The organism is Devosia sp. Z6_126 (assembly GCF_058133495.1).
Genome location: NZ_JBYUNO010000002.1, coordinates 682,145 through 705,379, shown reverse-complemented (window position 1 = coordinate 705,379; position 23,235 = coordinate 682,145). Strand labels below are relative to the sequence as shown.

The window sequence follows — 23,235 nt, the reverse complement described above, 5'->3', positions numbered from 1 at the left end:
AGACAATGGCGCGCGGCGGCAGAAAACGAAAAGTAGGCGTGAAACGGGAAGCAAACGGCCGGCCACAGCGCCAGTCAGTCGAGACCAAGGCACGCGATGAAATGCAGACGGCCGTAGAGTACCGCCAGAAGGTGTTCGGTGTTTCCGCTGCAGACGCCAAGGACCAGAAGGCCGCAACGCTGCTCGGCCGCATGTGCTTGACCGGCTCCATCAGCGATGCGCAATGGCAGGCAGGGGAGGACTGGCTAAAGCTGCTCAGTGCCTACCATGCCGCTATCAATGCGCCTCGCGGCTTCTCCACCCACACAAGCGGCACCAGCACCATGACGGACGAGGAACATGCCAGGCGCTGCGCCGCAGCCAAGAAGCGGATGGATGACGCCAACAAGGCAGTGCAGGGGCATGCGCCCATGGAAGAAGCCCGCGAGCGGTTCATTGCCCTGCGCACGGTCATTGTCGAAGAGATGCCGGCCGACCGTATGAACGGCGCCCTGCGCACGGCTCTCAATGGGCTGGTCAAACATTTCGGGTTGGAAGCGAAAAAGGCAGCCTGACAGGGCTTGCAATCAACCGCAAATCGGTTCACTGTCACAAATATAGAGTGACACATTGTGTCCACCAACAGACCCGCCCTAACCGGCGGGTTTTGTGTTTGAGGCGTTGCGAGCAGCCCTTGCCCGTCGCTTATAGGCCCCTGGGTCTCAGACGGTGCAGCAGGCCTCGCCCCTCAAATCAGTTTGAGGCCGGTGCGCGGTGCCACTGAAGGCTAGTGGCTGCTACTGACTACTGCGCATCTGAAAACACCTTCAGTGCCTCAACCCTTGATCTTGGGGAGCGCGATCAGAAGCCGACCAGCGGGAACTACCAGGAACTCACCGGTCGGCTTCAAGGCCCGCGCACTCTCACCACAAGAGTGCCCTTCGCTAAGCGCTTAGCGCCGATAAAGCGAGCCGACGACCACGATATACGAGCTTCGGGCCGCGCAACTGTTTCTGCAGCGTAAAGGGCTCTCACAACCCCTTCCGCAGCGCACGGAGCCTTGCGTCAAACCCGGTGGGAAGCCGGGAGAATGCCTAGAAACAGGGGTGCCCATGCACAGCGTCTCCATCCCCGAAGACCGCAGCATGGTTGTCCCTCCCGGCGCCAAGGTGATCACTGACTATGTGCCGATAGAGCAGATAGCTCTGGCCTGCCGTGACCGCATGGCGGTGGGTGATGTAGAGCGCGCAATGCAGCGCCGCATGTCATGTGCGCCCTCCCAGCCTTGGCCTTGCCCCCGAGGTGAGTGGCGAGGCGAGCGCTTCTGGATCATCGATGGGCGGCACGAGGCCATTGCTGCTGTGATGCTGGGCTGTGAGCATATCCTGGTCGCGTGGGTAGATGGCTAAGCTCAAGACCCTCCGCCCCCTCGTTGCCACCATGCCCCCTCGCATCCACTCGCAGCGAGAGACAAGGGACAAGGCGCAAGTGCAGCCCAACCTCAACGCCTACCGCCAGTGGTACAAGAGCGCACGATGGCAGCGCCTACGCCAAGAGGTACTGGCCCGCGATCTCTACACCTGCCAGCACACAGGCGTGATCCTTAGCGGCATGGCCAATGCACCGGATAGCCCAGTGGTCCACCACAAGGTGCCGCACAAGGGTGACGAGCTGCTGTTCTGGGACATCAACAACCTCGAGGCCGTGTCGAAGGAATGGCACGACAGCGAGGCACAAGCACAGGAGCGCAGGGCCTAGCGCTGGCTCCATCCAACAACGTAGCCGTTCTCGATCTTAACCTGCTGGTTGAAGCTCCTTGATCCGGTCTGTCCATACTTGAGCGTGTGCACTACCTTGGTCTTTAGCACTCGCTCTTCAGCTGCGGCCGGCGGCCCCCAGGCATCAATGACCTGCTCCCGTGTCATGCCCTGCCGGATGCTGCCCGCCAGTATGTCCTTGAGGAATGGGTCACCAGCATACTTGGAGGACAGCCGCTGGTACTTAGCCTCCCGCGCGGCGGCCTCCTGCTCAGCAGCTCTTTTCGTGCCGTGATGCTGTGCTGCCCAAACCAGCGCAACCACAGCGATCCCAAGTAAAATCACCAACTCCATCTGCATCCTCCCCATGCGAGAGCGATGAGAGCATGTGGCTGAGCTCCATGTCGAGTCACCAAGTGCGCCGGGGGGTGGCCAAAAGTCTGGAAGGCCATCGCCGTCTGGACCCGCGTCCCCCTCACGCAGAGATTAAATCCCCTCTGTTTGATTTTGACCCGCTGAAATCAAACGCATTCAGGAAATCAAAACATGCCCCGTGGTGGTTATCGCGCTGGGGCTGGTCGCCCTCGTGGTGCCAGCGCCAAGGACGTTGCTAAAGAGGTGAAACGGGAAAGCCGCAAGGCTGGAATGTCGCCCCTGGAATACATGCTGGCGGTGATGAACGATGACGACGCCGAGAGCGAACGTCGCGATCGCATGGCCCAGGCTGCGGCCCCCTATGTTCATGCCAAGGCCGCTGATGCAGCGCCGGGCAAGAAGGAACAGCGCCAGGCTGAGGCGGAGAAGGCGGCCGGCGGTAAGTTTGCTGTCCCTACCGCCCCTAAGCTGGTCGTCAACAACCCTAAATGAAGGCTTGGTCCACAGCCTGCGCAGATTGGGAGAAGCGCATCGTTGCTCAGCGTCCGCTGATCACCTTCGCGCCGCTGTTCCCTGATGAGGCCGCAGCCGCGCTGGAGGTGTTCAAGGCGCTGCGCATCGTGGATGCACCTGGTAGCCCGACATTCGGGGAGGCTTGCGAGCAGTGGGTGTTCGACTTCGTTGCGGCGATCTTCGGCGCTTATGACGGGGACAGTGCCAAGCGCCTGATCCGTGAGTTCTTCCTGCTGATTTCGAAAAAGAACAGCAAGTCCACCATCGCCGCGGGCATCATGCTCACGGCGCTGATCCGCAACTGGCGCATGTCGGCCGAACTGCTGATCCTGGCGCCGACAATCGAGGTGGCGGACAACTCGTTCAAGCCTGCGGCCGACATGGTGCGCAACGATCCTGAACTCGACGTGCTGCTGCATGTGCAGGATCACGTTCGGACTATCACCCATCGGACCACCAAGGCCTTTCTCAAGGTGGTCGCGGCCGACAGCGACACGGTATCGGGCAAAAAGGCCGCTTTTGTGCTGGTGGACGAGCTTTGGGTGTTCGGGTCCAAGCCCAAGGCCGACGCAATGCTGCGGGAGGCGACTGGGGGGCTGGTTTCTCGGCCCGAGGGCTTCGTGATCTACCTTTCCACACAATCGGACGCGCCCCCGGCCGGCGTGTTCAAGGCAAAGCTCGATTATTTCCGCGATGTGCGGGACGGCAAGATACAAGACCCGAAATCGCTCGGCGTGCTCTACGAGTTCCCGCCCAAGATGGTCGAGAACCAGGCTTATCTGGAGCCCGACAACTTCTACATCACCAACCCGAACATGGGGCGCTCGGTTAGCCAAGAATGGCTCGAGGAAGAGCTGGTGAAGGTCCGAAATGCTGATGGGGATGCGCTCAGAACGCACCTTGCCAAGCATCTGAACGTTGAAATCGGCATGAATTTGCGGGCCAATCGATGGCCCGGCGCTGATTTTTGGCCCCATCGAGCTGATCCGACCCTGACATTCGAGAGTCTTTTGGACCAATCCGAGGTGATTGTGGTTGGCCAGGACGGCGGCGGCCTAGACGATTTGTTCGGCTTTACCATGGTCGGGCGCCACAAAGACACGCGCGATTGGCTCTGCTGGTCCCATGCGTGGTGCCACAAGGGCGTTCTGGAGCGCCGCAAGAGCATCGCCAGTCGGTTACGGGACTTCGAGAAGGCCGGCGAGCTGACAATTGTCGATGACGAGCTGCAGGACATCGCTGAGATCGTCAGCCGTATCGATGAAGTGAACAAGCGCGGCCTTCTGGCTGCTGTTGCGGTCGATCCGGCCGGCCTGGGCGAAATGATCGAGGCTCTGGCCGAAATTGGCATCACACAAGAGACAGGGCAGCTGATCGGGGCGCCGCAGGGCTACCAGCTGATGAACGCCATCAAGACCGCAGAGCGAAAGCTGGCCAATGGCACGCTTCGCCACTCGGGTTCCAAGCTGATGGACTGGTGCGTGGGCAATTTGAAGATCGAACCCACAGCTACGGCCATTCGGGCGACCAAACAGAACGCCGGTGATGCCAAAATTGACCCCGTCATGGCCCTTTTCGACGCCGTAACGGTGATGGTTCGGAACCCGGAGGCACGGAATACGGGTGCCCTAGACGACTATATCAAGAGCCTAGCGGGGGCCGCATGAGCTTCATCGACACGATGCTTGCGCCATTCCGCAAGTCTGCGCCAGTTGAGCGCATCGAACCACAGCAACTGTCGCTGGTAAACCGCCCGAATTGGCCCGCTGAGACCGGTTATGCCGGTGAAACTGTGGTGACCCAAGACGTTTTGGCGCTTTCGGCGGCTTGGGCCTGCATCAACCTCATTGCCGGCACCATCGGCACCCTTCCGCTGCTGGTTTATCGGACCGATGCCAACGGCGGGCGCACGGTAGCGCGGGATCACCCGCTTTTCCGGGTGCTGCACGAAAGCCCGAACGCCGATCAGACGACGATCGACTTTCTGGAGTTCCTCTCGGCCAATCTGGAGCTGCAGGGAAATGGTTTCGCCCGCAAGGATAAGAGCCGCGGCCAGGTCATGGGATTGACGCCGGTGCGGGCCGATATTGTTCAGGTTGTGCGGGCGGCGAACGGCTCGCTTCGCTACCGCTGGACCGAAGGCGGCCGGAGCTATGACCTCGGCCAGGACGATGTTCTGCATATTCGCGGTTTCGGGGGTGGGCCGGAGGGTGGGCTGTCCACGCTCACCTACGGGCGGCACACTTTCAGCTTGGCCAAGGCCATTGACCGCTCGGCCGGCACCACTTTTGCCAACGGGATGCGACCCAGCGTTGTCATTTCCTACAAGGAGTGGCTGACGCCGGAGCAGCGCGACCAGGCGCAGGGCAAGCTCGAGGAGAAATATACCGGCGCGATGAACGCGGGCCGGCCCTTTGTTGCCGAAGGGGGCCAGACGGTCATGCCGCTGTCTCTGAAGCCCGAAGACGCCCAGATGCTGCAGTCCCGCGGCTTTTCGGTCGAGGAGGTGTGCCGGTTCTTTGGCGTGCCCCCGTTTATGATCGGTCACACTGAGAAAAGCACCAGCTGGGGCACGGGTCTGGAACAGCAGACACTGGGCTTCCAGAAGTTCACGCTTCGCCGGCGCCTCGCGCGCATTGAGCAGGCCATGCGCAAGCAGTTGCTGACGCCAGCCGATCGCGCCGCCGGGATCACCATAGAGTTCAGCCTTGAAGGGCTCCTCCGGGGCGACAGCAAGGCCCGCGCCGAGTTCTACCGCACCATGTCGTCTATCGGCGGCATGACGATCAACGAAATCCGCCAGCTCGAGAACCTGCCGCCTGTTGAGGGTGGCGATATCGTGCGCCTGCAAATGCAGAACGTGCCGATCGACCAAGCCGGCAACGAGGAGCCGCCCAATGCTGATGTTTAAGGACGCAGGCGCGACCGTTACCCAAGCCGCGCCGCTGCTCGATATCAAGGCGCTCAAGGAGACGGGCGAATTCGAGGGCTACGGCTCCACCTTCGGCGGCGAGCCCGACACCTACGGCGATGTGATTGCGCCTGGCGCCTACAGCGACAGCCTCAGCCAGCACCGCGCCGCCGGCACGATGCCGAAGATGTTCTGGCAGCACAATCCGGCCGAGCCGATCGGCAAGTGGCTGGAGGCGAGCGAGGACACCAAAGGCCTTCTGCTCAAGGGCAAGCTCAACATGGGCGTGCAGCGGGCGCGCGAGGCCTATGAACTGCTCAAGGCCGGCGACATCGATGGGCTCTCGATCGGCTACCGCATCAAGGAATATTCGGTCGATACGGAAACCGGCGTCTGGACGTTGGAAAAGCTCGACCTCAAGGAAGTCTCGGTGGTCAGCATCGGCGCGAATGAGAACGCGACGGTTGGCAGTGTTAAGGCCATGAAGGCCGCCACCGAGTTGATGGACAAGCTCAAGGCCGGGGACCGGCTGACCGAGCGGGAGTTCGAGACGTGGCTCAAGGGATTGGGCTTCTCGAACTCGCAGGCGGAGCGCGCCGCACGCGTCCACCTGAAGGGGCAGGGGGAACCTGCCGATGCGGAAACGCTCGAATTTCTTCGGGCACTTCAGGCCTCGGCCTAACTCAACCCCACCGGAGTTTCAGCTATGAAACGCAATGTTCTGGTCGCTCTGGCGGCCGGCGGGCTCTTTGCTATGCCCGCATTCAACTACTTCGGCGCCCCGCGCGTCGTATTCGACAAGCCCAACGATCAGGGCTCCAAGACTGCTGCCGAGCTGGCCACCGAAATCAAGGCCGAGCACAAGCAGGCCGTCGATGCCGTCAAGGCGATCGCTGAGGACGCCCTCGGCAAGGCCAAGAAGGGCGAGGAGCTGACTGCCTCCCTCAAGGAGCAGGCCGACGAAGCCCTGGTCAAGATGAACGGGCTCACGGAAAGCCTGGCCGAGATCGAGCAGAAGCTCGCGCGTGCTGGCGATGGTGCCGACGAGGGCGAAAAGTCCCTGGGCGAGCAGTTCGTTGAGGACGAGCGCGTCAAGGCGTTCATGGCCTCCCAGCCGTCGAGCGGCCGGGTCGATATGCGCGTCAAGGCCACGATCACTTCGGCTACCACCAACGCCGCTGGTTCCGCCGGCGCCGGTGTGCAGGTCACCCGCCTGCCAGGCATTCTGGAAATTCCCCAGCGCCGCCTGACCGTTCGTGACCTCATCACCCCCGGCCGCATGGACGGCAACACGCTCGAGTACGTGCGTGAAACCGGCTTTGTGAACAACGCCGCGCCCGTAGCGGAAGGCGCAACCAAGCCCAGCTCTGATCTGAAGTTCGACCTGATCAACACCTCGGCCAAGGTCATCGCTCACTGGATGAAGGCCTCGCGCCAGATCCTGGATGACTTTTCGCAGCTCCGCTCCATCATCGATCAGCGCCTGCTTTACGGCCTGGCATATGTGGAAGAGCAGCAGCTGCTCAACGGCGACGGCACCGGCCAGAACCTGCACGGTATCGTGCCGCAGGCCACCGCCTACGCCGCTCCCACCGGCTTTGGCGCTCCCACGCCGGTAACCCGCATCGACATCTTGCGTGTTGCGATGCTGCAGGCCGCCCTTGCCGAGTTCCCGACGACCGGCCATGTGCTGAACCCGATCGATTGGGCCAGCATCGAGCTGACCAAGGACAGCGAAGGCCGCTACATCATCGGCAATCCTCAGGGCACGGCGCAGCCGACCATGTGGGGCCTGCCCGTGGTGGCGACCCAGGCCCTCGCGGCCGGCAAGTTCCTGACCGGCGCGTTCCGGCTCGGCGCCCAAGTCTTTGACCGCTGGGATGCTCGGGTCGAGCTCGGCTACGTCAACGACGACTTCATCAAGAACCTCGTCACGATTCTTGCCGAAGAGCGCCTGGCCCTGGCGGTCTACCGCCCCGAAGCCTTCATCTACGGCAACGTGGCACCGGCAGCGCAATAACAGTTCGGTTGATCAAGGAGGGCGGCTTCGGCCGCCCTCTCTATGAGCCGATAGGAGGACCCTATGAAATACGATGTTCTGCGCCAGCATCTTGGCGACAAGCTTTACATGCCGGGGGACACCCGCGAGGCGAATAAGAGCGACGTTCAGCACCTCATCGACAACGGCGTGCTGGCAGAGCCGAAGGCGGAGAAGCCGCTTCCCAACAAGGCCGATCCTCCAGCAAAGAACAAGGCGGGCTAAGCCATGGCCGAGAACCCAGAGGCGATCCGGCGCAACGGCGGCGATATTTCCGAGGCGCCGGCCGATGTGTACGCGCCAGTAACCAAGGCTGACGCCAACCTGCCCAGCGGGCCATGTCGAGGGCTGCTCGTTGGCACGGCTGGGACGGCAAACCTGCAGCAGATCGATGGCACGATCCGCGCCAATGTCCCGCTGCAGGCCGGATACAACCCGCTGGCGTGCAAGCAGGTTCGTACCGGCGGCACCGCAGCCGACATCTGGGCGCTCTACTAGGAGCCGATCATGGCCGATATTGTCATCACTGAACTAGGGCCGCTCTGGACGTTGGATGAGGTGAAGGCTGACCTCAATGTGGAAGACGAGGCCAACGACGCCCTTATCACCGCCTATATGGAGGCGGCTGAACGAGCGATGCTGCGCTTCTGCAATCTGACGCTGGTGCCGTATGGCGAGCAGGCTGTCTTCAAGGTTGCTGGGTTCTTCGTCGTTCGCTCATTTTACGATCAGCGTCAGGAGCAGCCCGCCGAGGATATTCCCGGCGTGGCCCGTCAGCTTCTTTGGCCCTATCGCGGGCTTCCTCTCTGATGTTCGGCAGAGCACTCGACCGCCGCATCACGATCGAACGGTATGGAATTACCTACAACGACGACAACGAGCCCATTGAGGGATGGGCAGAGATCGGCAAGCGCTCGGCATCCAAGAAGGATGTCAGCGACGGCGAGAAGATCCGCGCGGCTGAGGTTGGTGCCACTGTTACGACGCGCTTCCAGGTGCGCTGGGACAGCCTGACCAGCACGCTCACCGCGGCCGATCGCATCGTATGCGAGGGCAAGACCTATGACATTGCCGGCACCAAGGAGCTGGGCCGTCGCGAGGGCATCGAGATCAGCGCATCGAGGCCCAATGACACGCTGGTGCCGGCGCCATGAAAGTCCGCGTGACCTTTGCCGGCGGCAAGGAACTCGACGCGGCGCTCAATCAGTTCACGCCGACCAAGCGCCGGGCCATCGGCCGTGTTGCGCTGGATAACGCCGGCGAGATTACCGCGAAGGCAGCGCGCTCTCTGGTTCCGGTGGACACCGGCGGCCTTCGCGAGAGCATCGACGTGTCGGGCACCCTAAGCAAGCGGCAGAAGTCCGAACACACGAAGGCCGCAGAACAAGAGCGTTTCATCGGGCCAGACAGCCGGCCGCAAGGCCACCTGCGCGAGTTCGGCAGCGATGGAAACCCGCCACAGCCTTTCATGCGCCCCGCCTGGGACCAGACCAAAGAGAAGGTGCTGGGCCGCATTGGCGATGAGCTTTGGGTCGGTATCGACAAGGCAGCAAAGGCCGCCGCACGTAGGGCGCTGAGGGCTAAGTAATGCAGACCAAGCTTATGCCCTTGCTCCTGACCCATGAGCCCCTGAAGGCGATCATCGGCAACCGCATTGCCTGGGACACGCTGCCCCAAGGCTCGGCCCAAGGCAGCGTCGTGATGTACGTCATTAGCGGCGTGACCGATTACACGATGGCTGGGGCTTCCGGCTATGTGGCAACCCGTGTGCAGTTCGATTGCAGAGGGGATACGGCCGCAAAGGCCCGCGCCATTGCCGATGTCCTAGAGGCGTTCCTGTCGGGCTACCGCGGCACGTACCAAGGCTTCCACTTCCAAGGCATCTTCATGCAGGGCCAGGGAACCCGTCACGACAAGGACGGTCCCGCCGAGTGGTTCACTGACAGCAGAGACGCCGTAATTCATTGGGCTCCGGCCTGATCTAGCCCTTTCGCGCCGTGGGCTGGCGCCTTCATTGACATCGTTGGAGAAATTCCCATGACTGAGGCCAAGATTGGCTATGGGTCCAAGTACGCCATTTGGGACGCATCCTTGACAGTCCCAGCCTTCGTTGAGGTGGCGGAAGTCATCAATATCACGCCCGGCGAGGCTACCGCTGACCGCGTGGACGCCACGCACATGCAGAGCCCTGGTCGCCGCCGCGAGTACATCTCAGGCCTGATCGATAACGGGGAGGCCAGCTTCGAAATCAACTGGATCCCCGGCAGCGACACTGACGTGATGCTCCGCGATCTGTTCACGTCTGGCGAAATCGTTCAGCACCAGATCACATTCCCCGGCGGCGTTACGCTCGCCTACGACGCTTCGATCATTGGTTTCAGCAAGGTGATCCCAATCGATGACCGTATGACGGCCACGATCACCCTAGCGGTGTCCGGTGCTGAAACCTGGGGCACGGCTGCTTAAATGGCGAACCCCATCAGAGGTGAGGTGGACTTCCCGGTGGGTGACAGCACCTACCGGCTCCGCCTCTCGATTAATGAGATTATTCAGGTCGAGGACCTGCTTGGGGTCGGCATCGTCAGGATCGCCAACATGTTCAACGATGTGGAGGGCCTGACGGCTGGCAGCGTCCGCGCTGTTCTTTGGGGAGCCTTGCGCGAGCATCATCCCGAGATCGACATCATTGGCGCCGGCAACATTATGGCCGAGGCGCGGCTGCAGCCCACGATCGAGCATGTGAGCCGCGCTCTCCAGGCTGCTTTCCCACCAGCGGAGGATAAGGAAACCCCTTCTCCGAAGCGGGGTCGGGCTGGCAATGGGAAGCGCTCTACGTAACGTTTGCCTCTGTCAGCAACGACCCCGAAGAGTTCTGGCGACTAACACCACGTCAATTGTCCCTCCGAATGAAATCCGCTTCAGAGCGACGCATCTATGAGCGGAACGAGCGGATCACGCAGGCTTACTTCGCCGCGGTAATCCCGCTCATGAAGAAAATCCCCAAACTGGACGCTCTGTTAGTGTCCAAGCCCAGACCCAGCCAGCAGACGCCAGAGCAACAGCTTGCTATTGCCCGAGCATGGATGGCTTCGCGGCACCGCTAGCCGGCGCTGGTGTAGCAGGCCAGCTCGGTGTCATTCCTGAACTCCGTCACAGCCCGCTCTTGGTTTTCGTCAACGCTGTATTGAGGCACCGCGTAAGCCTTTTTTACCAGGTCGGTAGCCAAGTCCTTCAGCAGACTGCTGGCTGGAACAGCAGCCATTGCCGTTGACATAATCGTACCGCTCTGCCGAGCCCGCATAATGTTCTCCGCCATCTCTCCGATTGACGGGCAAACTTCCTCTGGCTCTGCGGCGAGCGCCATAGGGCTGGAGATTGCGATCAGCGCAAGCGCGAGAATAGTACGGCGCATTCTTAGTCCTTCCGATGTCGGCGTTAGCGGGCGGCTCTCCTTGGCCACCTTTTCTTATGAGGTAAAACATGGCCGCTGTCATTGGCGCTCTGAGGGTGGACCTTGGGCTCAACTCAGCCGAGTTTTCTGCGGGGCTCAAGAAAGCGCAGGCGGGCATCGGAAATTTTGCCAAGGTGGCTGGAGCGGGGCTTGCACTTGTTGCTGCATCCGCTGCGGCCGCCGGCGCTGCTCTGGGGGTTGCTGTCAAAGGTGCCATCGACAACGCAGATGAGCTGAGCAAGACCGCGCAGAAAGTTGGCGTCACTACCGAAGCTCTATCGCGCCTCAACTATGCTGCCAGTCTGTCGGATGTCAGCTTAGGCCAACTCGCCACCGGACTGGGGCGCCTCACCCAGGGCATGTCGCAGGTCGCCCAAGGCTCGGGCGGGCAGGCCAAGGTCGCACTTGATGCTCTTGGTATTTCAGCTCTGACCGCATCTGGCCAGTTACGCGGCTCTGAGCAGGTGTTGGCCGATGTTGCCGACCGCTTCGCCCGCATGGAAGATGGCGCCACGAAAACCGCACTTGCCATTGCTTTGTTTGGGCGTTCGGGCGCCGATCTTATCCCTATGCTCAACATGGGCAAAAGCGGTCTTGCAGACCTTGCAGCCGAAGCGGACCGGCTCGGGATCACGCTTAGCACCGATACAGGCCGAGCTGCCGAGCAGTTCAACGATAGCATCACCCGCATGCAGGCGACGTTCCAAGGCGTGATCAACACCATCATGGCTGGCGCCTTGCCTTCGCTGAACGCTTTAGCTGACAAGTTAGCTGATCCGTCATTTGCGGCGGCTGCGCAGGCCCTCGCGCAAGGCATTATCGGGGCGATCAATCTGGTCATCGACGCCATCGCCGCAGCAGGCAAGAAGCTCTCCGAATTCGGGCAACTTCTAGAATGGATGTCCTCGCACGACTGGTTTACTGGCGAGGTCGATCCCGCAAAGATGGAGGCACGCAAAGGCGGCGCAATGGCTGAGTTGCGTGGGCAACTTGGCCGAGGCGACGCTGAGGCCCCCGATGAAGCCTTTATGCAGAGCATCTTTGGTGCCCCGGCTTCTGAGGTTGCGGCAGAGGCTCAGGCGGTTGCAGATGCTTTCGTCCCTGTCATAGCGAATACCAAAGAGGTTGCCGCTGCCGCATCGTCGGCATCCGCTGCAACATCTGCGCTCAACACAGCTATGGCCGAGGGCAGGGCCGTGTTTGAGGCGACCCGCACACCGGCAGAAGCCTATGCGCTAGAAGTCGAACGGCTAAACGGCTTGCTCGCAAAGGGTGCAATCGATCAGGACACCTACAACCGCGCTGTGATGCAGGCCCAAGATGCTTTTGAAAGTGCTGGCTCCACTGGCAACGAGTGGGCAACCACACTGTCCGATGGTCTGGCGAACGTTTTTGGCAGCGTGGTTGATGGCTCGGGCAAGGCGATTGATGCGGTCGAAAGCCTCATCCAAGCCCTAGCCAAGATGGCGATCACGAAGGGCATTGAAATGCTCTTTGGGTCATTCCTTGGTGGTGGCGTCGGCGGCGGTCCGGTTCGCTTGGGCTTCAACCTGCCAGGCTATGCAAACGGTACGAATTTCGCACCTGGCGGCATGGCGCTGGTCGGCGAGCGTGGCCCGGAGCTGGTCAATCTGCCTCGCGGTTCTCAGGTTATTCCCAACCATGAACTAGGCGGCGGAGGTGGCATAAGCGTGACCATCGATGCCCGCGGCGCGCAAATGGGGGTGGCAGAGCAGATCGAAGACATGATCCGCTTCCGACTGCCAGACTTAATCCGGCATCATTCTGGGACCTCATTGGTGGAAAGGGGCTGATATGGCTTTAGCGCTGCCCCTTTCCTTGTCTGCTTTTTTCGACACACTCAAAGTCAGATCGGCACCGTTCCTGCTGGTTGAACAGCAGGAATATTCGGGGCTAGGGACTGGCGAAGGCCTCGCACACGACCTAGCGCCTCGATTGTGGGAGGCGTCTGTGCAGAGCGCGCCGATGCCGCTGGAGGAAGCGCAGGCGATACTGGCGCGGATCGACGCCCTAGATGGCGCGATCAATACCTTCTACGCGTACAACCCATCTCGGCCGTTCCCCGCAGCAGACCCAGATGGCTCCAAGCTAGGCTCTGCCGCGCCAGCCATCCACACGATTGCTGCGAACCGCAAAGAACTGCAGATCGCCGGGCTACCGCCCAACTATGTGCTGACTGCCGGCGATATGCTGGCGGTTGACTATGGCAGCCCCTCGCGCCGCGCGCTGGTGCGTCTTGTGACGGGCGCCACGGCGAGCAGTGCCGGCCTTACGCCGCTGTTTGAGGTTCGCCCACACTTGCGCCCCGGCATCACGACAACTCTGCCTGTGATGCTCCGCAAGCCATCTATGAAGTGCAAGATCGTGCCGGGCTCACTCTCCACCGATCATGATCTGATGGTGACAGGAACTCTGTCCTTCACAATGCGGCAGACCCTGGCTGCAAACTAAGGTTCCAACTACATGGTTCGTGTTCTCGATGTCGCCACCCAAGGCGCCATACGTAATCGCTCGGCCGTTATTCCGCGCAACTTCGTGCTGATCTGGGCCAAGCCGATCGGCGGGGGTGGGGAAGTCCCGTTTGGCTTCACCGACTTCGGCGAGGACGTGGCGGTCAACGTGGTCAACGGCGAAACCGGTGCCGTCGAGAACTACACGTTCTACGGCGATAACGCCCCGATCAAGAAGATGGACCCCATTCCGCTCAAGATCGGGCTGGACGTTGACACTACCCAAGTGGTGCTCAACCATCTGCATCCGGTGGTGCAGCTGGTGACGCGAGGCCACGATATCCGCAATGCGCGGGTGCAAATCTTCCGCGGCTATCTTGACCCCACCAGCATGTTGCTCGCGGCCAATCCGCGCTGCCGGCGCCTTGGCCAGGTCAACACCAATCCGACCCGTACTGGCGCCGCGGGCGGGGAAGGGGACACCACTCTCCGCATCGTCTCGCACACCCGCGAACTCACCCGCACCAACACCGCCAAGCGCAGCGACGAAACGCAGCGGCTCCGCGGAGGTGACAGGTTCCGTCGGTACAGCGGTATTTCCGGCAAGGTCGAGATTTTCTGGGGCGAGAACAAAGCCTCTGAAGAAGGCGGCGGCAAGAAGCGCAAGAAGGGGCTGTTCTAATGTTCTTAATTGCCCCGTTCATCGTCAACGCCCTCATCAGCGTTGCGCTCTCGGTCGCGGCGACCCTCGTTCAGCAGATTTTCGCGCAGGACAAGAAGCAGGACAAAGCCGGTGTGCGCGGCTCCATCCAGACCGGCGGGGACAATCCGCTGGCCTTTATCATGGGGCGCTACGCTACAGCCGGTCAGTTGGAATATATCGGCACCTGGGGCAAGGACGGCGACACTCCGAACGCCTATCTCACCAAGGTCATTTCGGTGTCCGACCTGCCGGTGCGAGGGCTTTCTGGGTTGTTCGTGGGCAGCGAGCGGGTAAATATCCTTTGGGATCAGGTCGGTCCTAACGGCGCTCCAGTGCAAGAGTACAGGGTGGACGGCAAGGATCACCTTTGGATCAAGTTCTATGAAGGGCATCAGACTGTAGTCGACGCCTTCCTGCTCCAGAAGTTTGGCAACGATCCAGATCGCCCATGGCAGTCGGACATGATCGGTCGCGGCATTGCCTATGCAGTTGTCACTGCTCTGGTGAACCGCGAACTGTTCTCGGGTCTACCTGACTACTTGATCGAAGTTGACGGCATTCCGCTGACTGATCGTCGTGGTGGCACGGCACAGCACGACAACCCGATCGTGGGCATAGACAACCTACTGGGCGGCTTTTCCTACGGCGGCCAGTGGGTCTACGGTCCGCAGAGCATCAGCGCCGCCAGGCGGCCCCTGGCGCAGTGGCGTCCCCAGATGAACAAGTGCGACGTGCTTGTGGGCGGCGCCAAAGCCTTCCGCTTCGGCTATGAGGTCACTGTAGACCAGGAGCCGCACGTCGTTATCGGCGAATACCTCAAGGCTTGCGAAGGGCGCATTGCCGAGATCGGTGGCATCTACAAGGTGCTGGTGGGTGGTCCTGACGCCCCGGTGGTTAGCTTCACCGACGAAGACGGTGTGATCACCGAGGGACAAAGTATCGATCCGTTCCCCGGCCTCGAGGCAACGTTCAACGGTATCACGGCCACCTATCCTGAGCCGGCAGAGGCTTGGGAGAACAAGGAAGCTCCTCCGCGGTATCGCAGCGACCTTGAACTGCTGGACGACAATCGCCGCCTGCCGTTCTCGACCAGCTATGGCGCCGTGCCCTATGCGGTGCAGGTGCAGCGGCTTATGCGCGCTGCCATCGAAGAGACCCGCCGGTTCCGCAAGCATGTCCTGACCATGCCCCCCGAATGGTGGGAGTATGAACCACTGGACGCCGCCGTGTGGACCAGCGAGCGCAATGGTTATGCCAACAAGGTCTTCCTGATCACCGCACAGGACGATCTGCCTAACAGCAACCAGGTGGTGTCGCTGCAGGAGCAGGACCCCGCCGACTACGACTGGCAGACCGACTACGTGCTGCCGTGGGACGTGGTGCCGCTGGTGATCTCGCGGCCGGCGCCGCAGGTCACTACGGGCTTCTCTGCCGCGCCCTACATCGTGCTGGACGGGAACGGTAATCAACGCCGGCCCGCTATCGAGGTATTCTGGGACAACGGTTTGCATGACGTCCGTGCTGTCCGCATTCAGGTGTGCGAAAGTTGGGGCACTAAGATCGTCATTGCTGACGCGACGATCGAGTATGACATCGATCTAGCATCGCCTTCCGCCGTCATCAGCAATCAGGCGATTTTGCCGAATTCCGTCTACGAAGTGCGGGCGATCTACGTTCCGTTCTCCGGCCGCGTCACCCGATGGTCTAACCAAGATCAGGATGGCACTGAAGGGGCTTGGCTGACGGTCACGACGCCAAACGTAAAACTCTCCGCCCTGGATGTCATCTACGGCGACTTCGATCTTGATGGTCTAGGGGTGCAGATCGAGGGTTACTTCGATTGGCTGGGCACCAACTACCGAGAGATCTACGAGAAGGCACAAGAGCAGGACACTCGCGGCGCGGACCAGGAACTGGCAAATGCCTTCCAGTTCGATGAGATGCGCCGCTCTATGTCCGTCGTTACGAGCGATCTGAAAGCCTCGTTTGACGAAACGATCACAACGGCCATCATCCCCATGCAAGGGGAACTCACCGCCATTGCCGATCAGGTTACCGAGCTGGAAGCGACGACTGGGGGAATTACCTCGCTCGTAACCGTCCGGGGCACGGCTCAGGCTTCGCCGATCGCAAACTGGTCCCGGTGGGCTGTGGAAGTGAAGACCGGAACCGAGGGAGGCTGGTCCTCGGGCGCATTCTTCATCGACACCAACGGTTCGCTCAGTCGTGCCGTGTTCGCTGTCGATCAGTTCATCATCAATGCCGGCTCGGTGGTTGCCACGCCGTTCATCTTCGACGGCTCAGCCATCCGGGTGGCGAACGCCTTTATTGGCGAACTGACCGCAGTCAACATTGCCACTCGAACCCTGACCGGGGACAAGATCGCAGCCGGCACACTGACCTCGGCCGAAATCAACGTCGCGCAACTGGTTGCGTCGAATGCCTTCATTAGCAACCTGGTTGTCCGGTCTGCCAACATTCAGGATCTGACGATCGGCCGCGACAAGCTGGCCGAGGGGGCCTTTGCCGATTATTACACCGGCAGAAGTGGAAGTGGCAGGAACTACTATTCGGATCAATTCGTGGCTGGTTCTAAGCCGACGATGATCTCTACATTTGGCAGGGTCAGCATTTCTAACTCCGGATCGGACGCAAACTGGTACTGGGCAATATATCTTGAAAATGTCAGCACTGGTGGCAGGGAAGAGCTACTCACCAGCATTCAGAGTGGCCCGGTGAACTTCACAACCATCCGGGCTCTAAACAACGGGCAGACTTACCGCGTCTCTTTCTTTATCGGGGGGGACGGTACGGGCAGCGGAACTATCACGCAGGCGCCGATCTTCTCCATCGTCGTGCCCCGGAAATAATCCCCACCAACACATCGCATCTCACAGCCGCCCCAGGGCGGCTTTTTCTATTGGAGCATCCATGGCCGCCCTTTCCGACTATGTGACCGGCACGATCACTCTGACCAATGGGGTCGCGGCATTCACGGGTGCTAATACCGGCTGGCTCCTGGCCGGCTTCAAGGAAGGGGACACCATCCTCGACATTGCTGGCGCAAGCGGGCGCACTGCGGTGGTTGCAGGCATCAGCAGCAACACGGCAGGGTCGCTCACCAAGCCATGGGAAGGCCCAACCCTAACCAACGTCGCCTATCGCATGCGTTACCAGCCGGATGGTGCCCGCGTTTCGGCGCAAGCGCGCAACCTGGTGGAGATGCTTGGCGATGGCACGCTCACCTCGGTTGCCGGTTTGGCGGGGCCAGGCGTCATTGAGCTATTGCCTGGTGGCGGCGCCCGCGTTGTCCCCAAGACCGAGCTGGTGGCCGGCGCCGCCTACGATGTTCAGGTCAATGACTTGGCCGCTCGTGCTGCCTACAACGCGCGCCCGGCCGGTTTCGCGGTGTTGGTGGCGAACAGCGGCGATGGGCGCTCCGCTATCTACGCCAAGAATACAGACACCTCCGGCGATTGGTCTGCGCCCGCGTATCTCACCGGCCCTTCGATTACGCTTAATGTGAGCGAAGTTGATGAGGTGCCCTACGGCACTGAACCAGATGTGACGCTGACACCGCGTGCAGGCGGTTATGATCTGGCTTTCGAAATTCCGCGTGGGATGATCATCGAGCCGGGTGCGACGACGACGCTCGCACCAGATCAGCCAGCGGCAGTGACGTTCGTGCCGGTGCCGGGCGGCTATCGGTTGGACATCGCCATCCCGCGCGGCCCAACTGGCGATATCAGCGGCGTGACGCCGTTTTGGGTGTCTCGGCTCGGCTCAGATACCGACAAAGCCACCGCGTTGGTCGGATTGGGTGCGCTGTCCGATCAAATGCCAACCGCGCGGTTCAAGGGTCGGGTGGCGCCCGGTGATGGCCCGGTAGAGGATTTGACCGGCGCACAGCTTCGGACAGGGACCGGCGCCGTTGGAGTTGTCCGCGTCCGGACCTTCACGGCATCAGGCACCTATACCCCGCATCCAAACATGATTTGTTGCGAGATTGAGTGCCTTGGCGCTGGGGGTGGTGGTGGCAGTGCGGCGCAGACGGGCTCGGGAACTATCAACGGTGCTGGTGGCGGCGGGGCAGGCGCACTTTCGCGCAGGACAGTGACCCGCGAGCAAATCGGCGCGAGCCAGCCCGTTGCTGTAGGGGCGCCGGGCGGCGGCGGGCAGGGAGGCAACAACTCCGGTGGAACGGGCGGCGACAGTAGCGTTGGCGGGCTGTGTCTGGCAAAGGGTGGTTCCGGGGGTGGTGGCGCCGTTTCTGGTGGTTCCGGGGGTGGTGGCGCAGGTGGGTCAGAAGCTGGGGGCATTGGCGATCTCAAGATCGGCGGCAACTCTGGCGTCACCGGCACCCGATCCGTCAATACATCCACCGTGATTTACAGCCGAAACGGCGGCTTTTCCCCATACGGTGGCGGTGGGGAAATTGTGCCGGGCGGCAATGGTGGCAACGCCAGCGGGTTCGGCGCGGGCGGTGGCGGTGGTTCTGACTACAGTACGCAAGGCAACAGAGCGGGCGGCAACGGCAGTGGCGGCCTTGTGACCATCATCGAATACTGTTCGGAGTGACCGGATGATTTACTGCAAGGTCGAAAAGGGCCAGGTCACCAACCGGCTGGTGTTCGAAGGGGTCATACCCGAGGACTGGCCAGACAAGGCTAAATGGCTCGCCCATGATGAAGCGCAGATCGGCTGGTCCTATGCGCAGGGGGCTTTCTCGCCGCCGCCCGCTGCCATTGAACCAGAAGCTCCTGCCGGGCCGGAGTTCCCCAACCTCGAGCCGGATCAGTTCTGGTTCGTGGTGCGGGCATCGGGCTATGAGCCAGACCTATTAGCCTGGGTTGCGTCCATGAACGATCCCGAAAGCTCGACCTATAACCCGGTCAATTGGGCTGCGGCATCGTCCAAACTCCAGTTCGCCAAGTTCTTTGAGCGCGGCCACCCATTCATTGAAGACGCCCGCATCGCAATAGGCATGAGCGAGGCCGAACTGGATGCGCTGTGGAAGTTTGCCCAGGCCTGATCTGCCGTTCCAATCTAACGACCAAGGCTCCCTAAACCGGGGGCCTTTTTCTTACCCCATCCCATAGGTGAACCATGAACGCGGAAGCGACTTTCCAGCGACCATCGATTAGGGCGCGGCCATGCAGCTCGGTTTGACGCTTAGCCTGCCGTCGCGGGCGGTTTTCCCGGCTGCCACCGGCGGCGGAGAGATCGTTCTCCCTCCTGACTTGGTGGACCGCATTGCCGAGATAACGACGACCTATGGCGGTCGCCCGGCAGTTGTGCCCCAGTCATTCTATGACCTCACCGCCGTCGAGGCGAATGACGCCAACAATCACCCGCACCTGGGCACGGCCACACATAACGCGATTGCCAGCGGCAACTGGTCAAACCCTGCTATTTGGGACACTGGCACCGTGCCGGGGCAGTTTGCCGCCGTGAACATCAGCGGCACTCACAGTGTCGTTTATGACCTGAACAGCACCGTCAAGATCAAGAGCATTCATGTGGGCGGCGCGGCCAAGTTGCGCATGGCGCCCGGTGCCAAGATCTGGGTGTGGACGATCATGTCTCATGGCACCTACATCGAGGCGGCCAACGATGCCGGCACGTCCCCGATCCCGCACAATAACCCGTTTGAGATGGTGTTCTGGCGCGATCCAACCGACGCTGCATACGCGCCCGGCACCACCACCAAGTACGGCCTGATGACCATGGGGCCGGTGCGTATCGTGGGGCAGGAAAAGGCTCACAAGCTGAACGCCGTTGGCAGTCTTTCCGCCGGCGCCACCACGATCACCCTGGAAGGGTTGGCGGGGTCTAATTGGAGTGACGGGGACGAGGTTCTTATTCTCGCCACGACCAACGCCGGCACTTCGTCAACCGACGCCACCTACAAAGGCCCAACGAGCTTCTATGGAAACACTGGTGGCTCTCTGGAAAACGCTCCAGACAATCCGCAGTTATGGACGCAGACCAAAGGCTTCCATCTTAGCCACGATGAAGTTCGAACCGCAACAATCAGCGGCAATACGCTGACTCTCAGTGCGCCCTTGGACTTCGCCCATACCGCAACAGTGGACACCCTGCCACTTGGGCAGGTTGTAAACATCCCGGTGATGGTCGCTAACCTGACACGCTCCATCCGCCGCAGTGTTGATCCATCCCTCAATCTAAACGTTCTGCAGAACCGCCCCCACATCATGTTCATGCACAGCGATGATGTTGATGTGCGCTGGACCGACAACAAGGACGTGGGCCGCACCGACACCAACCCGAGCTTGGTTATTTCCGACACGCCGAATGGCTATTGGTCAATGCCTTTGCGCGCTTCTAATGGCGGCGCCTACATTGCCGATCCGTTGAATGTTCGTGGCCGCTATGGAATGCACGTTCACTGGAGCGGTCCGTACTTCGGGCGCAAACAGGTCAAGCTTGTCGGCAACGTGGTGCGGGGGCAAACACCCGCGCCCGGCCTCACAGCCAAGCAGAGGCTGGATACCGCCATTCCTGTTCCTGGTTGGGGCTTCACCAACCACGGTTCCCGCATGGCCGCTGAAAGGAACATCAGCTTCAACGTGCGCGGCGCTGGGTGGGTGACAGAGCTTGGTAACGAGATCGGGCAGGAGATTGAGAATATCTCAATCTGGAACCGTGGCGACGGTTTCGAGATCGACTGGGGTTCTCGCGCCGAATGGGCACAGAACCACAATGGGCACCACGGCACAGGCTTTGAATGTCAGGCTCGACAAGTTCTACGGCACGGTAACATTGCCACCAGCTCACATCATGGCTGGACCTTCATGCAGCAGAACCAGCGGGCGGGCAGTTCCACCAATACGATCCTGAAACGCGTTCCTGACGCTCAGTCGCTTCGGCTGCTTGACCCAATTACTCAGGGAGCGGGAACGGATGGGCTGAACCCCGTTTATATGACGCTCGACGCTGACACCTACGGGATCGAACAGGCGCAAATTCCTGACTTCTATGACAATCTGAGCTTCGGGGTTGGTGACGCGTTCTTTGTTGCCCATCGGCAGTTCACTGACCGGAATGAAACCACGCCCATGATCGGTAGGGGCAATCACTGTATTGCTACGAACCGCGCCTTCAATCTGGTGAACTATACGTTCCATTACTGGTTTATGGACGCGTTGTGGATTGGCCCCGGAGGGACTAGCGCCACGTTCTTGGGCAGCGTTGCTTCGGTGCTGGTCTTTGCCAACCTGAAGCTTAAAAACTATGACATTGGCTTCAATAACAACGGCTTGGGGCTAAATTGGAACGGTACATGGTCGGACATCGCTTTTGAAGCGGTGACAACGCAATTCACTGACTTCATTGCCACGTTCCCATCCTCAGCTGCTGCTGATGCTCACCCGTTTAACGGCGTATATGGGCCATGGACACCCGGTGGGTCTGCCACCCGAACGGTGCGGGATTGGAAGTCGGTTTCTACCAGCAGCCCAGTGGAGCTGTCTGAGTCTCGGTTGTACCCCGCCGCTCCTCGTGGTCCCGGCGGCTTGATGAAGAACGGGCAGCCACCCGACTATTCACAGGCTCCGTTCTTTGAACTAGCAGATGGCGCCTCTCTGGTTGCCACACCCACAGGCAAAGGGGACATCAGCTTCAAGGGTAGGATCGTTGATACTCTTGGGGTGCGCTATTGGCCCGATCATCAGTCGAGTGAGAGCTTCACCACCTTTACCTCGAATGATTGGCCGTTCATTAAAACCAACATTAACATGACTGGCATTCAGCTTGTAGAGCGTAACGGGTGCTTCAACGAGAATGGAGTCTGGAAATCCCGGCTCTGGTTCAATGAAGCTGATCGTGCTTCAAAAGACAGAGACACTCAGTATCTCCAGTTCTATGTGGATGTCACGCTGAGCGGCTTTAATGCTGGGCTCCTTGCCGCCAACGTGGTTGATCCGACAATTCCAACGGCAAGCCTGCCACTGGAACTTGAGAATAGAGGATCGGTTGCCGCTATCGTTCCGGATGTAACAGCACCCACCATTACCAACGAGCTTATCCACTCTCTGCCCGAGGGCGAGCCCCTCTTGGTTCGTCTCCGATCAAACACAGTCCATCCCAAGTGGTCTATCTCGGGTGGAGCGGATGCATCGAAGTTTGAAATCTACAACAGCCTCTATTTGCGCTTTGCGGGTGACGCGATCAAAAACTTAGGCGCTCCCGACGATGCCGGCGCGAATAATGTCTATGATGTTCAAGTGTCGGTGTCGGACCCTGCTGGCAACACGGCTGCAGCATCCGTTGCGGTTACGGTCGTTCCCGCTGGGTCGGCAGGCGCCACCCTCTTTATGGACTTTGTGAACGGTAAGTATTTTGGAGCGGACCTCTCTGATCTAAGTGGGAACCCAACGGTAGATGCTGGCGGGCTTGTTCTCACTTCCAGCACATCTCACGCCTTCACAGACTTGTCTTGGCTGAGTGAACCAGGTGGCACATGGTTCATCGAAGCTAAGGTAGCAGACGGTGCGAGCACTGCTAGTGGAGTAATTTTGTATGCGGGTGATGGCACAAGTTCTGATCGGGCCATTTACAGAAGGACGAATAATACCCAAGGCCCGGGGATATTGGTTGTAGATGGAGGTGTTACTCAAGCGGTTAGCGGCGGCACCATTCCCTGGAATAGCACCAATCTCAGGCGTTCGGCCTTCATTTTCGGGACCAACTATGTCTGTTCTAGCCCAGATGGCACGTCACCCTCCCTCGATACCTCAGCGACCATGCCGACCATCACGACTGTTAGGGTTGGTTCGGAAATCAACGGTGCTACAGTCTCTAACCGCTTTGTTGGGCGGGTGACGCAGATTGCTTATTGGCCACCTAGTTATGGCTTGGATCGTGCTGACCTGCCGATGATATCGGCTGGTGCAGAAGGGTCACCTCCGGGTGTGCCGTAACCTTGATGGGGGCAGCCCTCTCTTTGCCCCCATGCCCTCACATATGCCGAAACGCTGGCAGCTTTTTGGCACGACTGTCTTCCAAGCCTGCTCAT

At 60.5% G+C, this 23,235-nt stretch carries 25 protein-coding genes; 23 read left to right on the top strand and 2 right to left on the bottom strand.

Going from position 1 to position 23,235, the window contains the following annotated elements; all coding sequences use genetic code 11:
- The first annotated feature begins 5 nt into the window (after positions 1 to 5).
- The 3 genes from AC3YOG_RS10400 (at position 6) to AC3YOG_RS10390 (ending at position 1,737) form a co-directional block, all read left to right on the top strand.
- Positions 6 to 554, top strand: a complete 549-nt coding sequence (locus AC3YOG_RS10400) for a hypothetical protein (RefSeq protein ID WP_489935000.1) — start codon at positions 6 to 8, stop codon at positions 552 to 554.
- A 537-nt stretch (positions 555 to 1,091) separates the two neighbouring features.
- Positions 1,092 to 1,388: a hypothetical protein gene (locus tag AC3YOG_RS10395; protein WP_489934999.1), complete on the top strand. Its 297-nt coding sequence runs from the start codon at positions 1,092 to 1,094 to the stop codon at positions 1,386 to 1,388.
- 79 nt (positions 1,389 to 1,467) lie between these two features.
- A complete protein-coding gene (locus AC3YOG_RS10390; RefSeq protein WP_489934998.1) occupies positions 1,468 to 1,737 on the top strand; it encodes an HNH endonuclease in 270 nt (89 codons plus the stop codon).
- Here the strand turns inward: AC3YOG_RS10390 and AC3YOG_RS10385 are convergent.
- On the bottom strand, positions 1,734 to 2,090 hold the full coding sequence (locus AC3YOG_RS10385; RefSeq protein WP_489934997.1) for a hypothetical protein: 357 nt from the start codon (positions 2,088 to 2,090) through the stop codon (positions 1,734 to 1,736). The genes AC3YOG_RS10390 and AC3YOG_RS10385 overlap by 4 nt on opposite strands.
- Positions 2,091 to 2,282: 192 nt before the next feature.
- On the opposite strand from AC3YOG_RS10385, the gene AC3YOG_RS10380 reads away from it, so the two are divergent.
- From AC3YOG_RS10380 to AC3YOG_RS10320, 13 genes are all read left to right on the top strand, one after another.
- Positions 2,283 to 2,603, top strand: a complete 321-nt coding sequence (locus AC3YOG_RS10380) for a hypothetical protein (protein ID WP_489934996.1) — start codon at positions 2,283 to 2,285, stop codon at positions 2,601 to 2,603.
- Entirely contained in the window at positions 2,600 to 4,291 is a 1,692-nt protein-coding gene (locus tag AC3YOG_RS10375) for a terminase large subunit (protein ID WP_489934995.1), read from the top strand. Before AC3YOG_RS10380 ends, AC3YOG_RS10375 begins: the two co-directional genes overlap by 4 nt.
- Entirely contained in the window at positions 4,288 to 5,535 is a 1,248-nt protein-coding gene (locus AC3YOG_RS10370; RefSeq protein ID WP_489934994.1) for a phage portal protein, read from the top strand. Before AC3YOG_RS10375 ends, AC3YOG_RS10370 begins: the two co-directional genes overlap by 4 nt.
- Complete coding sequence (locus AC3YOG_RS10365; protein WP_489934993.1) at positions 5,522 to 6,217, top strand: HK97 family phage prohead protease; 696 nt, start codon at positions 5,522 to 5,524, stop codon at positions 6,215 to 6,217. The genes AC3YOG_RS10370 and AC3YOG_RS10365 overlap by 14 nt, the downstream gene beginning before the upstream one ends.
- Before the next feature lie 72 nt (positions 6,218 to 6,289).
- Positions 6,290 to 7,555 carry a phage major capsid protein gene (locus tag AC3YOG_RS10360; RefSeq protein ID WP_489935272.1) on the top strand — a complete coding sequence of 422 codons (1,266 nt, stop codon included), beginning with the start codon at positions 6,290 to 6,292 and terminating at the stop codon, positions 7,553 to 7,555.
- 63 nt (positions 7,556 to 7,618) lie between these two features.
- Positions 7,619 to 7,798 carry a hypothetical protein gene (locus AC3YOG_RS10355; protein WP_489934992.1) on the top strand — a complete coding sequence of 60 codons (180 nt, stop codon included), beginning with the start codon at positions 7,619 to 7,621 and terminating at the stop codon, positions 7,796 to 7,798.
- A gap of 3 nt (positions 7,799 to 7,801) precedes the next feature.
- Positions 7,802 to 8,071 carry a spike base protein, RCAP_Rcc01079 family gene (locus tag AC3YOG_RS10350; RefSeq protein WP_489934991.1) on the top strand — a complete coding sequence of 90 codons (270 nt, stop codon included), beginning with the start codon at positions 7,802 to 7,804 and terminating at the stop codon, positions 8,069 to 8,071.
- Between the two features lie 9 nt (positions 8,072 to 8,080).
- Positions 8,081 to 8,383 (top strand): head-tail connector protein, encoded by a 303-nt coding sequence (locus AC3YOG_RS10345; RefSeq protein ID WP_489934990.1) that lies wholly within the window; start codon positions 8,081 to 8,083, stop codon positions 8,381 to 8,383.
- Positions 8,383 to 8,727, top strand: coding sequence for a phage head closure protein (locus tag AC3YOG_RS10340; RefSeq protein ID WP_489934989.1), 345 nt, complete (start codon positions 8,383 to 8,385; stop codon positions 8,725 to 8,727). The genes AC3YOG_RS10345 and AC3YOG_RS10340 overlap by 1 nt, the downstream gene beginning before the upstream one ends.
- Positions 8,724 to 9,161: an HK97-gp10 family putative phage morphogenesis protein gene (locus AC3YOG_RS10335; protein WP_489934988.1), complete on the top strand. Its 438-nt coding sequence runs from the start codon at positions 8,724 to 8,726 to the stop codon at positions 9,159 to 9,161. Before AC3YOG_RS10340 ends, AC3YOG_RS10335 begins: the two co-directional genes overlap by 4 nt.
- Entirely contained in the window at positions 9,161 to 9,553 is a 393-nt protein-coding gene (gp17, locus tag AC3YOG_RS10330; RefSeq protein ID WP_489934987.1) for a tail completion protein gp17, read from the top strand. The genes AC3YOG_RS10335 and gp17 overlap by 1 nt, the downstream gene beginning before the upstream one ends.
- Positions 9,554 to 9,610: 57 nt before the next feature.
- On the top strand, positions 9,611 to 10,039 hold the full coding sequence (locus AC3YOG_RS10325; RefSeq protein ID WP_489934986.1) for a phage tail tube protein: 429 nt from the start codon (positions 9,611 to 9,613) through the stop codon (positions 10,037 to 10,039).
- Positions 10,040 to 10,411 (top strand): GTA-gp10 family protein, encoded by a 372-nt coding sequence (locus AC3YOG_RS10320; protein ID WP_489934985.1) that lies wholly within the window; start codon positions 10,040 to 10,042, stop codon positions 10,409 to 10,411.
- Positions 10,412 to 10,673: 262 nt separating this feature from the next.
- Here AC3YOG_RS10320 and AC3YOG_RS10315 read toward each other — a convergent pair whose 3' ends face one another.
- Complete coding sequence (locus tag AC3YOG_RS10315) at positions 10,674 to 10,985, bottom strand: hypothetical protein (protein ID WP_489934984.1); 312 nt, start codon at positions 10,983 to 10,985, stop codon at positions 10,674 to 10,676.
- 68 nt (positions 10,986 to 11,053) lie between these two features.
- Here AC3YOG_RS10315 and AC3YOG_RS10310 point away from each other — a divergent pair, with 68 nt between their 5' ends.
- The 7 genes from AC3YOG_RS10310 (at position 11,054) to AC3YOG_RS10280 (ending at position 23,140) form a co-directional block, all read left to right on the top strand.
- Positions 11,054 to 12,838: a hypothetical protein gene (locus AC3YOG_RS10310; protein WP_489934983.1), complete on the top strand. Its 1,785-nt coding sequence runs from the start codon at positions 11,054 to 11,056 to the stop codon at positions 12,836 to 12,838.
- A 1-nt stretch (position 12,839) separates the two neighbouring features.
- Positions 12,840 to 13,496, top strand: coding sequence for a hypothetical protein (locus AC3YOG_RS10305; protein ID WP_489934982.1), 657 nt, complete (start codon positions 12,840 to 12,842; stop codon positions 13,494 to 13,496).
- 12 nt (positions 13,497 to 13,508) lie between these two features.
- Complete coding sequence (locus tag AC3YOG_RS10300; RefSeq protein ID WP_489934981.1) at positions 13,509 to 14,177, top strand: hypothetical protein; 669 nt, start codon at positions 13,509 to 13,511, stop codon at positions 14,175 to 14,177.
- Positions 14,177 to 17,068, top strand: a complete 2,892-nt coding sequence (locus tag AC3YOG_RS10295; protein WP_489934980.1) for a hypothetical protein — start codon at positions 14,177 to 14,179, stop codon at positions 17,066 to 17,068. The genes AC3YOG_RS10300 and AC3YOG_RS10295 overlap by 1 nt, the downstream gene beginning before the upstream one ends.
- Before the next feature lie 61 nt (positions 17,069 to 17,129).
- Entirely contained in the window at positions 17,130 to 18,776 is a 1,647-nt protein-coding gene (locus AC3YOG_RS10290) for a glycine-rich domain-containing protein (RefSeq protein ID WP_489934979.1), read from the top strand.
- Positions 18,777 to 18,780: 4 nt separating this feature from the next.
- Positions 18,781 to 19,230 (top strand): hypothetical protein, encoded by a 450-nt coding sequence (locus tag AC3YOG_RS10285; RefSeq protein WP_489934978.1) that lies wholly within the window; start codon positions 18,781 to 18,783, stop codon positions 19,228 to 19,230.
- A gap of 121 nt (positions 19,231 to 19,351) precedes the next feature.
- Positions 19,352 to 23,140, top strand: coding sequence for a hypothetical protein (locus tag AC3YOG_RS10280; RefSeq protein ID WP_489934977.1), 3,789 nt, complete (start codon positions 19,352 to 19,354; stop codon positions 23,138 to 23,140).
- Positions 23,141 to 23,235 lie beyond the last annotated feature (95 nt).

Excerpts from the sequence above, each read along its gene's own strand:
- AC3YOG_RS10285 (WP_489934978.1), top strand. The coding sequence starts at position 18,781 with ATGATTTACTGCAAGGTCGAAAAGGGCCAGGTCACCAACCGGCTGGTG.
- AC3YOG_RS10290 (WP_489934979.1), top strand. The coding sequence starts at position 17,130 with ATGGCCGCCCTTTCCGACTATGTGACCGGCACGATCACTCTGACCAAT.
- AC3YOG_RS10385 (WP_489934997.1), bottom strand. The coding sequence starts at position 2,090 with ATGGAGTTGGTGATTTTACTTGGGATCGCTGTGGTTGCGCTGGTTTGG.
- AC3YOG_RS10325 (WP_489934986.1), top strand. The coding sequence starts at position 9,611 with ATGACTGAGGCCAAGATTGGCTATGGGTCCAAGTACGCCATTTGGGAC.
- AC3YOG_RS10300 (WP_489934981.1), top strand. The coding sequence starts at position 13,509 with ATGGTTCGTGTTCTCGATGTCGCCACCCAAGGCGCCATACGTAATCGC.
- AC3YOG_RS10365 (WP_489934993.1), top strand. The coding sequence starts at position 5,522 with ATGCTGATGTTTAAGGACGCAGGCGCGACCGTTACCCAAGCCGCGCCG.
- AC3YOG_RS10375 (WP_489934995.1), top strand. The coding sequence starts at position 2,600 with ATGAAGGCTTGGTCCACAGCCTGCGCAGATTGGGAGAAGCGCATCGTT.
- AC3YOG_RS10400 (WP_489935000.1), top strand. The coding sequence starts at position 6 with ATGGCGCGCGGCGGCAGAAAACGAAAAGTAGGCGTGAAACGGGAAGCA.
- AC3YOG_RS10345 (WP_489934990.1), top strand. The coding sequence starts at position 8,081 with ATGGCCGATATTGTCATCACTGAACTAGGGCCGCTCTGGACGTTGGAT.
- AC3YOG_RS10310 (WP_489934983.1), top strand. The coding sequence starts at position 11,054 with ATGGCCGCTGTCATTGGCGCTCTGAGGGTGGACCTTGGGCTCAACTCA.
- AC3YOG_RS10360 (WP_489935272.1), top strand. The coding sequence starts at position 6,290 with ATGCCCGCATTCAACTACTTCGGCGCCCCGCGCGTCGTATTCGACAAG.
- AC3YOG_RS10355 (WP_489934992.1), top strand. The coding sequence starts at position 7,619 with ATGAAATACGATGTTCTGCGCCAGCATCTTGGCGACAAGCTTTACATG.
- AC3YOG_RS10395 (WP_489934999.1), top strand. The coding sequence starts at position 1,092 with ATGCACAGCGTCTCCATCCCCGAAGACCGCAGCATGGTTGTCCCTCCC.
- AC3YOG_RS10295 (WP_489934980.1), top strand. The coding sequence starts at position 14,177 with ATGTTCTTAATTGCCCCGTTCATCGTCAACGCCCTCATCAGCGTTGCG.
- AC3YOG_RS10380 (WP_489934996.1), top strand. The coding sequence starts at position 2,283 with ATGCCCCGTGGTGGTTATCGCGCTGGGGCTGGTCGCCCTCGTGGTGCC.
- AC3YOG_RS10305 (WP_489934982.1), top strand. The coding sequence starts at position 12,840 with ATGGCTTTAGCGCTGCCCCTTTCCTTGTCTGCTTTTTTCGACACACTC.
- AC3YOG_RS10335 (WP_489934988.1), top strand. The coding sequence starts at position 8,724 with ATGAAAGTCCGCGTGACCTTTGCCGGCGGCAAGGAACTCGACGCGGCG.
- AC3YOG_RS10280 (WP_489934977.1), top strand. The coding sequence starts at position 19,352 with ATGCAGCTCGGTTTGACGCTTAGCCTGCCGTCGCGGGCGGTTTTCCCG.
- AC3YOG_RS10370 (WP_489934994.1), top strand. The coding sequence starts at position 4,288 with ATGAGCTTCATCGACACGATGCTTGCGCCATTCCGCAAGTCTGCGCCA.
- gp17 (WP_489934987.1), top strand. The coding sequence starts at position 9,161 with ATGCAGACCAAGCTTATGCCCTTGCTCCTGACCCATGAGCCCCTGAAG.
- AC3YOG_RS10320 (WP_489934985.1), top strand. The coding sequence starts at position 10,040 with ATGGCGAACCCCATCAGAGGTGAGGTGGACTTCCCGGTGGGTGACAGC.
- AC3YOG_RS10350 (WP_489934991.1), top strand. The coding sequence starts at position 7,802 with ATGGCCGAGAACCCAGAGGCGATCCGGCGCAACGGCGGCGATATTTCC.
- AC3YOG_RS10315 (WP_489934984.1), bottom strand. The coding sequence starts at position 10,985 with ATGCGCCGTACTATTCTCGCGCTTGCGCTGATCGCAATCTCCAGCCCT.
- AC3YOG_RS10340 (WP_489934989.1), top strand. The coding sequence starts at position 8,383 with ATGTTCGGCAGAGCACTCGACCGCCGCATCACGATCGAACGGTATGGA.